Annotated in this window: 13 protein-coding genes; 6 read left to right on the top strand and 7 right to left on the bottom strand. The window is 62.8% G+C overall.

Features of this window, described 5'->3' with window-relative positions; all coding sequences use genetic code 11:
- Window positions 1-70: 70 nt before the first annotated feature.
- Genes R4P70_RS05205 through R4P70_RS05190 form a run of 4 tightly spaced genes read right to left on the bottom strand, consistent with a single transcriptional unit; the run spans window position 71 to window position 3,635 of the window.
- Window positions 71-1,528, bottom strand: a complete 1,458-nt coding sequence (locus R4P70_RS05205) for an FAD-dependent oxidoreductase (protein ID WP_317830485.1) — start codon at window positions 1,526-1,528, stop codon at window positions 71-73.
- Window positions 1,525-2,307 carry an SDR family NAD(P)-dependent oxidoreductase gene (locus R4P70_RS05200; RefSeq protein ID WP_317830484.1) on the bottom strand — a complete coding sequence of 261 codons (783 nt, stop codon included), beginning with the start codon at window positions 2,305-2,307 and terminating at the stop codon, window positions 1,525-1,527. The genes R4P70_RS05205 and R4P70_RS05200 overlap by 4 nt, the downstream gene beginning before the upstream one ends.
- A complete protein-coding gene (locus R4P70_RS05195) occupies window positions 2,300-3,136 on the bottom strand; it encodes an SDR family NAD(P)-dependent oxidoreductase (protein ID WP_007731420.1) in 837 nt (278 codons plus the stop codon). The genes R4P70_RS05200 and R4P70_RS05195 overlap by 8 nt, the downstream gene beginning before the upstream one ends.
- A gap of 49 nt (window positions 3,137-3,185) precedes the next feature.
- Complete coding sequence (locus R4P70_RS05190) at window positions 3,186-3,635, bottom strand: nuclear transport factor 2 family protein (protein WP_021345469.1); 450 nt, start codon at window positions 3,633-3,635, stop codon at window positions 3,186-3,188.
- Window positions 3,636-3,773: 138 nt separating this feature from the next.
- Here R4P70_RS05190 and R4P70_RS05185 point away from each other — a divergent pair, with 138 nt between their 5' ends.
- The 6 genes from R4P70_RS05185 (at window position 3,774) to R4P70_RS05160 (ending at window position 9,265) form a co-directional block, all read left to right on the top strand.
- Window positions 3,774-4,496, top strand: coding sequence for an IclR family transcriptional regulator (locus R4P70_RS05185; RefSeq protein WP_317830483.1), 723 nt, complete (start codon window positions 3,774-3,776; stop codon window positions 4,494-4,496).
- Window positions 4,497-4,627: 131 nt separating this feature from the next.
- Window positions 4,628-5,593 carry a pirin family protein gene (locus R4P70_RS05180; protein WP_020970712.1) on the top strand — a complete coding sequence of 322 codons (966 nt, stop codon included), beginning with the start codon at window positions 4,628-4,630 and terminating at the stop codon, window positions 5,591-5,593.
- 1 nt (window position 5,594) lies between these two features.
- Window positions 5,595-6,341 carry a pirin family protein gene (locus tag R4P70_RS05175; protein ID WP_019745208.1) on the top strand — a complete coding sequence of 249 codons (747 nt, stop codon included), beginning with the start codon at window positions 5,595-5,597 and terminating at the stop codon, window positions 6,339-6,341.
- 114 nt (window positions 6,342-6,455) lie between these two features.
- Window positions 6,456-7,238: a pirin family protein gene (locus tag R4P70_RS05170; RefSeq protein WP_020970714.1), complete on the top strand. Its 783-nt coding sequence runs from the start codon at window positions 6,456-6,458 to the stop codon at window positions 7,236-7,238.
- A 44-nt stretch (window positions 7,239-7,282) separates the two neighbouring features.
- Window positions 7,283-8,209, top strand: coding sequence for a PaaI family thioesterase (locus R4P70_RS05165; protein WP_047889660.1), 927 nt, complete (start codon window positions 7,283-7,285; stop codon window positions 8,207-8,209).
- 66 nt (window positions 8,210-8,275) lie between these two features.
- Entirely contained in the window at window positions 8,276-9,265 is a 990-nt protein-coding gene (locus R4P70_RS05160) for a protocatechuate dioxygenase (protein ID WP_317830481.1), read from the top strand.
- A gap of 13 nt (window positions 9,266-9,278) precedes the next feature.
- Here R4P70_RS05160 and R4P70_RS05155 read toward each other — a convergent pair whose 3' ends face one another.
- From R4P70_RS05155 to R4P70_RS05145, 3 genes are all read right to left on the bottom strand, one after another.
- Window positions 9,279-11,639 (bottom strand): ATP-binding cassette domain-containing protein, encoded by a 2,361-nt coding sequence (locus tag R4P70_RS05155; protein WP_019745212.1) that lies wholly within the window; start codon window positions 11,637-11,639, stop codon window positions 9,279-9,281.
- Window positions 11,640-11,727: 88 nt separating this feature from the next.
- On the bottom strand, window positions 11,728-12,138 hold the full coding sequence (locus R4P70_RS05150) for a VOC family protein (protein WP_020909044.1): 411 nt from the start codon (window positions 12,136-12,138) through the stop codon (window positions 11,728-11,730).
- A 5-nt stretch (window positions 12,139-12,143) separates the two neighbouring features.
- Window positions 12,144-12,593, bottom strand: a complete 450-nt coding sequence (locus tag R4P70_RS05145; protein WP_019745214.1) for a helix-turn-helix transcriptional regulator — start codon at window positions 12,591-12,593, stop codon at window positions 12,144-12,146.
- Between the last annotated feature and the right edge of the window lie 75 nt (window positions 12,594-12,668).

Genomic DNA, 12,668 nt, shown 5'->3' with positions numbered 1-12,668 from the left:
ATTCTCTGACATGTTGTTCCCTGCCTGGATTGGATACTGACTGGATTCGGTGCCGCGCAGACGTCGGACGTCAGGAGTGCGCGATGGAATGGACCGGTGCGCTCTCAGCGCTGGTCCTGGTGTAATTCGCCGCATTACGTCCCGCTACGCGGCCCATGGTCAAAGCGTTGGCAACTGCATTGCCGCCGCCCACGTATCTCAGTCCGAGGATTCCGGCGCCGGCCTCACCGGCCGCGTACAGACCCTCGATAGGTACTCCGGTGCTGCCGAGTACGGCCGCATCGGTGTTGATCTCCATTCCCGCGTGCGTGCATACGAGCTCCGCCGGAAGGATTTTCGCGGCATAGAACGGAGCTGTCGCAATAGGATCCGGGTTGCCGACGGCACCCTTGTTTCGCAGCGTGCGATGACGGAGGAAGTCGTCGTCGTGACCGCTGGGCAGTTGGTCGTTCCATCGACGCAGGGTTTGCGTCAACGTCGCAACCGGAACACCCGTAGCCACTGCGAGGTCTTCGATCGTATCCGCGCGAATCGTGCCACCGGCGGCAACTTCTTCCTCGACGCGTTCGGGATTCCAATCCGCATATCCCGGAGCCAGATTCACGCGAGCGTTTTCGTCGAAGATCATCCAACCGTATCCACCCTGATGGTCGATGATGCCGGTCGAGACGGCGTACGAGCTGTCCTCGTCCATGAATCGACGGCCGTCCTGGTTGACGTAGATCCGCGACTTCGGCGGAAAACCGGCCTGCCAGTGATGGAATCGCTGGAAGTAGACCGTGGGCAGCATCAGACCCCAGCCGTCGCCCGCCACGGAAGCACCGAGGTTTTCGGCAAAACGAAGATGGTCTCCGCGACTCCCCTCGGCTGCGACGACGAACAAGGCGTCTCCGGCCTTGTTCGCGTCCGGGAAGTGGCGCGCCACCAAGCCCGGATCTTGCGCGAATCCACCGGAAGCAACAACGACGGCGCCCGCACGTACCTCGATGTCGTCGGCGACAACACCGACAACCCGACCGTCTTCCTCGATCAGCTTCTGCACCCGTGTTCCGAAGATGACCTCGATCCCGTGCTTACGACGAGCCTTGTCCAGCACCTGAATCAGTCCGTATCCCTGATCCTTGGGCACATGGCCGCGCCAGACGTCCTCGACGCCGGCCTGGGCGAGGCCCGGTTGGTGGGCGTTACCCGAGATCGCCGCTGGAATCTCGACGCCGAGCCCGATAAGCCATTCCAGTGTCGGACCGGCATTTTCGCAGAACGCACGAATCAATCCGGGCGAGAGCATCCACTGGTTGAGGTCCATGTAGTGCTGGAAGAACTTCTCTGCCGAGTCGTCGACGCCGAGGCCGGCTTGCACGCTTGTTCCGGCGGCCGTGAAGATTCCGGCCGACAGCGCAGTGGATCCACCGAGTTCGGTTTCGGACTCGAACAGCAGAACGGATGCGCCTTCTTCTGCCGCGGACACCGCGGCCGCGAGACCTGCTCCACCGCCACCGATGACAACGACGTCCCAGTGCTCGGTCATGAAAGTTCTCCAGTCTCCGCGATGATGCGGTGGTAAAGACCGTTCGACACCAACCCGCCGTCGACGGTGAGCTCCGTACCGGTGGTGTAGGTCGAACTGTTCGAGAGCAGGAACAGCACTGCTTCGGTGATCTCGTCGAGAGTTCCCATGCGTCCGAAGGGAACCGACTTCAGTGACGCGGCGACGAAGTCGTTTGCGCCGCCGAGCAGCGCCGTACCGACCAGTCCCGGGTGCACAGAGTTGACGCGAATCCCCCACTGCGCGAAGTTTCCTGCGGCCGACTTCGACAGACCGGTCAAACCCCACTTACTCGACGAGTAAGCCGGAGAGAAGTATCCGATCTGACCGGCGATGGACGAGATGTTGACGATCGATCCGCCACCACTCTCGCGCATCAGCGGCGCCACCGCCTTCATACCGTTGAACGGACCGAAGAGGTTGATCTTCATGGTCAGTTCCCAGATGTCGTTCGGGGTGTCCATGAATTCGAGCCGACGCGAGATGCCGGCGTTGTTGACCAGTCCGCCGAGTTCCCCACGTGTAGTAAGAATTTCGTCGACAACCCGGTCCCAGGCATCGGCATCGGTGACGTCGAGAAGATGAGCGGACGCCGATCCGCCGGCGGAGACAATGTCGTCGACCACGCCGGATGAATCCGAAACATCGGCAATGCAGACATGCGAACCGCGCGCGGCGAGAGTGCGCGCGTGATGCGCTCCCATCCCGGCAGCACCGCCGGTAACGAGAACGACGCCGGGATATTTCGTGGACTCAGACATGCCGCGAACCACCGTCCACCGCAATGCTGTGCCCGGTGACGTAGCGCGCGCTGTCCGAGAGCAGGAACAGCAGCGGCCCGAAGACCTCTTCGGGCGAGCCCAGACGATGCAGCGGTACCGCGTCGAGTGCGTTCGCGAGCGCGATCGGATCTTCCTGGACCCACTTCGTCATCGCCGTGTCGATGTAGCCGGGCGCAATGGAGTTCACCCGAATACCCTTGTCTCCGAACTCCACTGCGAGCGACTCAGTGAGGTGCGCGACGGCAGCTTTCGACGTGCAGTAAGCGCCTCTCCCCTTCCGCACACGCAGCGCAGATACCGAGGACATGTTGACGATGGCGCCGCCGGGACCGAGGTGGCGTGCCGCTGCCTGAGCACCGTAGAGCACTCCTTCGACATTGACACTCAGCGTTGCGCCGATCTGCTCCGGGGTGATCTCCTCGGCCAGCGCAAACGGGAAGATACCCGCATTGTTGATCCAGAAATCGACCCGGCCGAACTCCTTCAACGCCAACTGCGCAAGCAGTTCGTGCTCGTCCGGCTTGGTGACGTCGACCCGAGCTCCAACGACGCGACCCGGCTTGTCCGCCAGTGCATTCGATTCCAGGTCCGTATTGATTCGTGCGGCCGTGGCGAGCATCTGCTCTTCGTTGATGTCGGCACCGACGACATGTACGCCGCGTGTTGCCAGCCCTTCGGCGAACGTCGCACCCATACCCTGAGCCGCGCCGGTCACCACTGCGACCTTGCCTGCCAACTCCGGGTACACCGCCGACATCTGCGTCACAACGGTGCGGCCCGGGTTCGTCTGGTCAGAGCTTTCGGTCATGATGTACTTCTCCTACTGAATATTGTTGTGCAAGAAACTTTTCGGTACTTCAGCCTTGTTCGGACACTCGAGGTGCGTCGTCTCGGGAGACGGTGCGGCGGGCGATCTTCCATTCCTCACCGACCCGAACCACGCGGTCATCGACAGTCGTCATCCGCACCAGTCGCGATTCGCCGCCGCGAGCGGTGGCAACTATCTGCAGGTACCCGCGCACTGCGAGAGCACTCTCGTCCACCGCCTCGACTACGAGATTGGTCAGAACGTGCCGATGCACCTCGTCGACGGCTTCCGCAGCAGCGTAAAAGCGAGCAGCAAACGCTGCAAGGTCGCCGAAACCGACCACGGGTTCCGGATAACTGGGTGAATGAAATTCACCGTTGGCCGTGAATGTCTGCGCCCAATCCTGCTGGCGCCCAGAGTCTATGCAATGACTCTGGTGGCCGTACAGCTGTTGGATTGCGACAACATCCTCCGTTGCCACGACGCGATAGTTGCTCATGAAGGTTCTCTCCGAACACGCTGCGCTGCATCCACCCGAAGGTTGTGCAGCTCCGTAAAGTGTGCGATAATCGCACACACTGTGCGATATGTTCAAAGCGTAGGTGGCATACCTCACAAACGTCAAGAAAGGGATTTGATGTCAGAGCTGAGCGAGGAACACCGACCGCGCAAAAGCGCAGTTCAAGTGGACTCGAGCATGTCGAAAACGCTGCACCACGGACTCGAGATCTTGGAACTCCTGACGTCCTATCCGCACGGTTTGTCAGTCACGGACATTGCCGACGGAGTGGGAGTCCACCGGACTGTCGCACATCGGTTGATCCGCACGCTCGAGGCTCATCACCTGTGCCGCAAAGACTCCTTCAAGCGCGTCACTCTCGGCGCCGGACTGGTCACCCTCGCCGAACCGGTGGAACAGGATTTACGAACCCTGGCCCGCCCGATACTTCAAGAACTTGCCGAGGCCACCGAGGCGACAGCACACCTGGTGGTCCGCGAGAGCGACACCGAAGTGCGCGCACTGATGGTGGTCGAACCGCGCAGCGCCAAGGTTCACGTCGCGTTTCATCCAGGGCAGGTTGATCCGATCGACCGCGGCTCCGCCGGGCTTTCCATTCTTGCCTCACTCCCACCGGTGAGCGGGGAACGAGAGGAAGTGACGGCGGCCCGCGCACGGGGTTACGCAGTGACCGTCGGGGAGGTCATCCCGTCCGTCCTGGGAATCTCGGCAGTCATCCCCGGCAGACGCCGCGACGCCATCTCCAGCCTCGGAATCTCCGTGTTCGACTCCGAGGATCAAGCAGCCCTGGGCGCCGAGGTCATGGCAGCGGCAAAAACCCTCGGCAGCATGTTGGGCTGATCCAGACAACAGGCTGATCCGAACACCAGTCGAGCCCCGGGAATACCCGGGGCTCGACTTTGTTGACTCCGAATGAGATAGTTGAACAATCAACTACCTGACATCAGCTTCACGGATACAAGGAGTACGACATGCCTGCTGTGACAGTCGAGAACATCTTGGCCCTGCCCCGCCTCGACGAGCCGGCAGAGTCAGCAGTCGACCGCCCCGTCAAGAGCATCACCACCGCACCGGTCGGATACGAAGGTGAAGGCTTTCCCGTCCACCGCGCGTTCGCCGGCATCGACCTCTCCGCCCTCGACCCGTTCATCCACATGGACCAGATGGGCGAAGTCAACTACGCACCCGGAGAGCCCAAGGGCACTCCGTGGCACCCGCACCGCGGCTTCGAAACCGTCACCTACATGATCGACGGCATCATGGAGCACCAGGACTCCAACGGTGGCGGCGGTGTAATCGGCGGCGGCGACACCCAGTGGATGACCGCGGGTGGCGGCATCCTTCACATCGAAACTCCGCCGGAGCACCTCGTCCTCAGCGGCGGCCTGTTCCACGGCGTCCAACTGTGGGTCAACCTGCCTCGCGACAACAAGATGGCATCTCCGCGGTACCAGGACATCACGGGCAACAAGGTGGCCCTGCTTTCCTCGCCGGACGGCGGAGCCTTGGTGCGCGTCATCGCCGGAGACATCGCCGGCCACGCCGGACCCGGATCGACGTACACACCCATCGCGCTCTCCCACACCACTATTGCCCCGGGTGCGAGCCTGACTCTGCCCTGGAACCCCGAGTTCAACGCCATCGTCTACGTGCTCGCCGGCGAAGGAACGGTCGGAGCCGAGCGTCGACCCATTCGAGTAGGGCAGACGGCTGTCTTCGGACGCGGTGACTCCATCACCGTCGCCGCTTCCGATCGCCAGGATTCGCGGACCGAATCCCTCGAGGTATTCATCCTCGGTGGCAAACCGATTCGTGAGCCCATCGCGATGGCCGGGCCGTTCGTCATGAACACCAAGTCCGAGGTCATGCAGGCCTTCGAGGACTTCCAGGCCGGACGCCTCGGATCCATCCCGGCAGCACACGAAAAGCTGAGCTGACATGTCGTCGGTGGTCGTCCAACGAGCAGCCGAACGTGCGCACCTCAACTACGGCTGGCTCACCGCGCGTCACAGTTTCCCCTTCGCCGGAAACTTCGATCACGCCGCGTACGCGCACGGACTTCTGTTGGTGAACAACGACGACATCATCGAAGCCGGCTCCGGTTTCGACACTCATCAGCACCGCGATACCGAGATCGTGACGTGGGTGCTCAGCGGATCTCTGGTTCACCAGGATTCCGCTGGGCACTCCGGCGTCATCCATCGCGGACTCGCGCAGAGAATGAGCGCCGGTACCGGAATCCTGCACTCCGAGCGCAACGATCGCTTCCGGGCCGACGGCTCACGCGTCACCGAACCCGTTCACGTCGTTCAGATGTGGATACCGCCGGACGAATCCGGAGTGACCCCGAGCTATCAGGAACTCGACATCAACTCCGAACTCGACAGCGGTGGCCTGATCACCCTGGCATCGGGGATGCCTGCGCATCGCGGTCACAGCGCCATCGGCCTGCACAACAAACATGCGGCACTACATGTTGCTCGCCTCGAGACCGGCGGGTCGGTATCTCTTCCGGATGCGCCGTACGTGCACGGGTTCATCGCCAGCGGCACTGTCGACGTCGAGGGAGTCGGATTGCTGGGACCAGGAGATTCGTTGCGACTCAAGGACACTGGCGGTCAACGAGTCGAGGGAATCGACGATGCGGAGATACTCGTGTGGGAGATGCACGCGTCGACGAACTGACGACACCACCGAGTACGCCCAATGTTCGGACTACACAGCAGGTTCGTCGTAGGGTGGATGCCGGTAGTGGTGGATCCGGTAGTGATGGATCCCGGTGGCACAGAAGGAGGAGCCATGGCATCTGGTCGAGCACAGGCCCCACGGACGACACCGCACATCGATGTGCACCGCTCCGGTGATCGCTTGAAATCCCGCGTCTCCTGGCTGGATTCGAAACATTCGTTCTCGTTCGGACAGCATTACGATCCGGACAACACTCATCACGGATTGCTGCTCGTCAACAACGACGACACCGTACTGGCGGGAACCGGTTTCGATACCCATCCGCACAAGGACATGGAAATCGTGACGTGGGTACTTCGCGGTTCGCTCGTGCACCAGGATTCCATCGGCCACACCGGCGTCATCTATCCAGGCCTCGCCCAGCGCATGAGCGCCGGTACCGGAATCATGCACAGCGAGAAGAACGATTCGTGGCGTATTGGCGGCGAACAGCATTCCGACCCCGTGCATTTCATCCAGATGTGGGTGGTACCGGACGAAGGTGGACTGACTCCCGGCTACGAACAACTCGAGATCGACGACGAACTGCTGCGCGGCGGTCTGATCCCGGTGGCCTCCGGAATGGAGCGCTACAAGGATCATTCGGCGATTCGCATCAACAACAAGAACGCCGCCATGCACGTCGCGCGGATTCTGCCCGGCACCTCCGTGAATCTTCCCAGCGCACCGTTCCTGCACGTCTTCGTTGCGCAGGGCACTGCCGAGATGGAGGGCGTGGGCACACTGTACGAGGGTGATGCCGTCCGGTTGAGCGATTCGGGTGGGCAGCAACTGACCTCCGACGCCGGGGCGGAAGTCCTCGTCTGGGAGATGCATTCACGTATCGGTGGTTGAGACCCGGTCTCGGCAGGACTGGGTGCGCTGGAGATACTCGACGGATGAGCATCGACAACTCCGCCGCACCCGTCACGCAACTTGACCCCCTCAACACCTTGATGGGTGTGCGCGCCGTATCGGTCGTGCCTGGCGACTTGGCCTTCGCGCAGGCAGTCGGCCCGCGCTTCCACGATCACCGTGGCAAGACGGTGCTCGGTTCCATCGGCGTCATGATCGACGGTGCCATGGGCGGCGCGGTGTACTCGGGACTGACCTCGGGCCATCAATCCGTGCTCGCGCAGGTCACGGTCAGCGCGGGCGCCGACATTCCCGCTCTCGCAGACGTCGGCGCCACCGGCACGCTCGTGCATCTCGACGACGGCGTCGGGCTCGCGTCCGGTCAACTTCGCGACGAGAACGGCACCCTGCTGGCCGTGATGGCCGGCCGCGCAATGGTGGTCTCGCGTCCACCCGTCGTCGGAATCGACGACTACGTGGACGGTGAGCCGCTACCGGTCCCGACGCCGGAGAAAACGAGCAACCTGAGTGGGTTGTCGGGGTCCGACGTCGTCGAAGGTATCCGAGGCGGCACGCTCGAACGCGGACCGCTCGCCGGACTACTCGATCTTGCTGTCGTCGACGTGACGCCAGGTTCCGTCGTCGGGGAGTTCGCACCCGTCGCCTGGATGGCCAACCCGCTGGGCGCCGTGCAGGGCGGTGTCCTCATCTCGGCAGTCGACGCCGTTACGGGACTGGCAGCACAGACCCTGACCAGCGCCGATCAGGACTATCGCGTCCTCGACCACAAGATCGACTTCCTGCGCTCACCCGACATCGGTGGGCCGGTCTTGCGCGCCGAAGCCTCCGTGATTCGCGCCGGGCGCAGGCTCGCCCTGATCGAAACTCGCATCGTCGACGCCGGCGGGCAGGTCTACGTACGGGCCACCTCGAGCATCCAGATGCTCTCCCAGCAAGTTCACAGCGGATAACCAGTTCCGCACCAGGTCGCCCGTCCACCATTGAGACAACAGCCCACACAATGGAGGTACAGCGGCGTGAACAAAGACATCGAAGCGAGCAGGCTACGCGTGAGCCGTCGACGGGCCCTCGCTCTCGGCGGAACCATCAGTCTCGGCGGGCTCATCGCAGCCTGTTCCGGTAACAGTGGCACCGCCACGACAACTTCGGCCGCGGCTGCATCGGCGACAACCACTTCCGGCGCTTCCGCAGCGGCCACGTCCGGCGATGCCGTCACCGCACTTCTGGCCAAAGCACCGCAGTGCGTCATGAGCAAGGAAGAGACACAGGGCCCCTACTGGTTCGACGTCGACGCCATTCGCGGCGACATCCGCGAGGACCGTCCGGGCACCACACTGCAGGTGGCAATGCGCGTGCAGGACAACAGCCAGTGCAACGTCGACGGCAGCATCGGCGCGGTCTCCAACGCCGTCGTCGAGATCTGGCACTGCGACGCCGGCGGCGTGTACTCCGGCTTCGAATCCGGTTCGCTGAGCGCCAACGGCGGCGGCGGTGGCGGTGGCGGAACTCCCCCGGCCGGCGGGATGGGTGAACCTCCGTCAGGTACACCCGGAGGTGGAATGGGCGAACCTCCGTCAGGCGCCCCCGGGGGAATGGGCGGCGGCATGGGTGGTTCCGGCGAGACCTCCGACGGTTCGTACAGCGTCGGCGACACCGAAGCCACCACCACCGACGACGGCACCTACCTGCGCGGCGCCCAGACCACCGATGCAAACGGCATCGCCCAGTTCACCACGATCTTTCCCGGCTGGTACATGGGCCGCACCACCCACATTCACGTCAAGGTGCACATCGACAAGAAGACGGTCCTCACGTCGCAGACCTTCTTCGACGAGACCCTTCTCGACGAGGTGTACTCGCAGTCCCCGTACAGCGAGCACACCGGTCGCGAGAACAACACGAACAACGCCAGTGACGGCATCTACGACGACACCGGCCTCATGACCGTCGAGAAGCAGTCGGACGGTTCCTACCTCGCCGTCATCAACCTGGGTATCGACGCCTGAGGTAGGAGCCGACTCAGCCGCCGACGTATGCCGCGAGGTGCTTTCCGGTGAGGGTGGAGCCGTCGGCGACGAGCTCCTCGGGAGTGCCTTCGAAGACGATCCGACCGCCGTCGTGACCGGCTCCAGGGCCGAGGTCGATGATCCAGTCGGCGTGTGCCATCACGGCCTGGTGGTGCTCGATGACGATGACCGACTTACCGGAATCGACGAGTCGATCGAGCAGGCCGAGCAACTGCTCGACGTCGGCCAGGTGCAGTCCGGTGGTCGGCTCGTCGAGGACGTACACGCCACCCTTCTCGCCCAGGTGCGTCGCCAGCTTGATTCGCTGTCGTTCACCGCCGGACAGCGTCGTCAGCGGCTGGCCGATCGTGAGGTACCCGAGCCCAACGTCGACCAGTCGTACGAGGATCTTGTGCGCAGCGAGGGTCTTGGCCTCACCGTCGCCGAAGAACTCCTCGGCCTCGGCCACCGACATCGTGAGAACCTCGTTGATGTCCTTGCCACCGAATTTGTATTCGAGAACTTCCGCCTGGAAGCGCTTGCCTTCGCACTCCTCGCAGAGAGTGGCAACGCCGGCCATCATCGCCAGGTCGCTGTAGATGACGCCGTTGCCGTTGCACGTCGGGCAGGCACCTTCGGAGTTGGCACTGAAGAGCGCCGGCTTCACGCCGTTGGCCTTCGCGAATGCCTTGCGGATCGGGTCGAGCAGCCCGGTGTACGTTGCCGGGTTGCTCCGACGCGAGCCGCGGATCGCACTCTGATCGACCGACACCACGTCCTCGCGTTTCGCGAGCGAGCCGTGGATCAGCGAACTCTTACCCGATCCGGCCACACCAGTCACCACGACCAGTACGCCGAGAGGTACGTCGACGTCTACATCTTGGAGGTTGTGTGAGTTCGCTCCACGAATCTCGATTGCTCCGGTGGACTCCCGCACGGTCTCCTTGAGGGCGGCCCGGTCGTCGAAGTGACGCCCGGTGACCGTATCGCTGGCTCGCAAGCCATCGACTGTGCCCTCGAAGCAGACGTTTCCGCCGGCGCTACCCGCGCCTGGCCCGAGGTCGACGATGTGATCGGCGATCACGATCGTCTCCGGCTTGTGCTCGACAACGAGCACGGTGTTGCCCTTGTCCCGCAGGCGCAGCAGAAGATCGTTCATCCTCGCGATGTCGTGCGGATGCAGGCCGGTAGTGGGCTCGTCGAATACATACGTGATGTCGGTGAGCGAGGAACCCAGGTGCCGAATCATCTTGGTGCGTTGAGCTTCACCACCGGACAGCGTTCCCGACGGACGGTCGAGACTGAGGTAGCCGAGTCCGATCTCCACGAAGGAGTCGAGCGTTTCGCCGAGCGTCGTGAGCAAAGGCGCGACCGATGGTTCCTTCAGACCGCTGACCCATTCCGCGAGATCGCTGATCTGCATCGAGCAGGCGTCGGCGATGTTGACGCCCTTGATCTTCGACGACCGCGCGCCCTCGCTCAGTCGCGTCCCGTCACATTCAGGGCAGGTGGTGAACGTGATCGCCCGCTCGACGAATGCCCGGATGTGGGGCTGCATCGCGTCGACGTCCTTGGCGAGGAACGACTTCTGAATCTGCGGAATCAGACCCGTGTACGTCAGGTTGATGCCTTCGACCTTGATCTTGGTCGGCTCTTTGTAGAGCAGATCGTTCAGTTCCTTCTTGGTGTACTTCTTGATCGGCTTGTCGGGATCGAAGAAACCGCAGCCGCGGTAGATCCGGCCGTACCAACCCTCCATGCTGTAGCCGGGGACCGTGATCGCACTCTCGTTGAGCGACTTGGTGTCGTCGTACAACGCGGTCAGATCGAAATCGTTGACCGCCCCTCGTCCCTCACATCGCGGACACATGCCGCCGGTGATCTTGAAGCTACGACGCTCTTTCGTCTGACGTCCGCCGCGTTCCATCGTGACCGCGCCTGCTCCGGAGATCGAGGCCACGTTGAACGAAAACGCCTGAGGCGAACCGATGTGAGGCTTTCCGAGACGGCTGAACAAGATGCGGAGCATCGCGTTGGCGTCGGTGGCGGTTCCGACTGTCGAGCGCGGGTCGACGCCCATCCGCTGTTGATCGACGATGATCGCGGTGGTCAGGCCGTCGAGAACATCGACGTCCGGCCGCGCGAGCGTCGGCATGAATCCTTGAACGAAAGCGCTGTAGGTCTCGTTGATCATCCGCTGCGATTCCGCGGCGATCGTACTGAACACCAGCGAGCTCTTTCCCGAACCGGAGACGCCGGTGAATACCGTCAGCCTCCGCTTCGGGATCTCGACGCTGATGTCTTCGAGATTGTTCACCCGCGCGCCTTGCACGCGGATCAAATCGTGGCTGTCTGCAGTGTGCAGGGCAGTCATCGTGTCTCCATCTGTCAGTCGATCGCCGACGGTCTCAGCGCAGTTGACGGGCTCAGCGCAGTTGACGGGCTCAGCGCAGTTGACGGGCTCAGCGCAGTTCTTGAATACGGATCAGGTTTCCCGCTGGGTCGCGGACGGCGCAATCGCGAACGCCGTACGGCTGCTCGGTCGGTTCCTGGACGACGTCGATGTCGCCGGCCTGAAGCCGCTCGAACGTATCGTCCAGATCTTTGGTGGCCAGAAGAAGTCCGCCGTACGTGCCCTTGGCCATCATCTCGATGATGGTGCGGCGCTCGTCGTCGGTGATTCCGGGATCGACGGCCGGCGGATGCAACACGATGGAGGTGCCGGGCTGGCCGGGCGGCCCCACCGTGATCCAACGCATCCCGTCGTATCCGACGTCGTTGCGCACCTCGAAGCCGAGGGTGTCGCGGTAGAAGTTCAGGGCGGCGTCAGGGTCGTCCTGCGGAAGGAAACTCGAGTGAATGGTGATGTCCATGGCGATCACGTTAATTGCGGTTGTGGGTTCTGCGCTTCTCGATTCCTGATCGGTCTGGTGACTTGTTTGGACACACAGGACGGCATTCCGGCCGTCGACTGTTCGGCCTCGCGCCGATAGACGCTGGGCGGGACCCCTACCAATTCGGTGAACTTACTGCTGAAAGTGCCGAGAGAGCTGCAGCCGACTTCGAAGCAGACGTCCGTGACACTGAGATCTCCGCGGCGCAGCAACGCCATTGCGCGCTCGATTCGCCTGGTCATCAGGTATGCGTACGGCGGTTCGCCGTACGCCTGACGGAATTGGCGACTGAGATGCCCCGCAGACATGTTCACTCCCCGCGCGAGCGCCTCCACGTCCAGAGGCCGCGCGTACTCCCGGTCGATACGGTCACGCACGCGTCGTAGTCGCGCGAGGTCCTGCAGGTGCGGATCTGCGGCAGGTCTGCTGGTCACGTATTCGATCGTGCCATGCGGTACCTACGTTGCCCAGCACAAGAGATGAACTGGGGTGTGGAGCGATCACGCACA

It is taken from the genome of Rhodococcus sp. IEGM 1241 (assembly GCF_033142365.1).
In the GTDB taxonomy this organism is placed as follows: Bacteria; Actinomycetota; Actinomycetes; order Mycobacteriales; family Mycobacteriaceae; genus Rhodococcus_F; species Rhodococcus_F erythropolis.
Note: the sequence above shows the minus strand (reverse complement) of the source record. Positions and strands in the feature narration are given on the sequence as shown.

Coding starts and splice junctions, on each gene's coding strand:
- R4P70_RS05185 (WP_317830483.1), top strand. CDS start 3,774: ATGTCAGAGCTGAGCGAGGAACACCGACCGCGCAAAAGCGCAGTTCAA.
- R4P70_RS05150 (WP_020909044.1), bottom strand. CDS start 12,138: ATGGACATCACCATTCACTCGAGTTTCCTTCCGCAGGACGACCCTGAC.
- R4P70_RS05200 (WP_317830484.1), bottom strand. CDS start 2,307: ATGTCTGAGTCCACGAAATATCCCGGCGTCGTTCTCGTTACCGGCGGT.
- R4P70_RS05155 (WP_019745212.1), bottom strand. CDS start 11,639: ATGACTGCCCTGCACACTGCAGACAGCCACGATTTGATCCGCGTGCAA.
- R4P70_RS05175 (WP_019745208.1), top strand. CDS start 5,595: ATGTCGTCGGTGGTCGTCCAACGAGCAGCCGAACGTGCGCACCTCAAC.
- R4P70_RS05190 (WP_021345469.1), bottom strand. CDS start 3,635: ATGAGCAACTATCGCGTCGTGGCAACGGAGGATGTTGTCGCAATCCAA.
- R4P70_RS05205 (WP_317830485.1), bottom strand. CDS start 1,528: ATGACCGAGCACTGGGACGTCGTTGTCATCGGTGGCGGTGGAGCAGGT.
- R4P70_RS05165 (WP_047889660.1), top strand. CDS start 7,283: ATGAGCATCGACAACTCCGCCGCACCCGTCACGCAACTTGACCCCCTC.
- R4P70_RS05170 (WP_020970714.1), top strand. CDS start 6,456: ATGGCATCTGGTCGAGCACAGGCCCCACGGACGACACCGCACATCGAT.
- R4P70_RS05180 (WP_020970712.1), top strand. CDS start 4,628: ATGCCTGCTGTGACAGTCGAGAACATCTTGGCCCTGCCCCGCCTCGAC.
- R4P70_RS05195 (WP_007731420.1), bottom strand. CDS start 3,136: ATGACCGAAAGCTCTGACCAGACGAACCCGGGCCGCACCGTTGTGACG.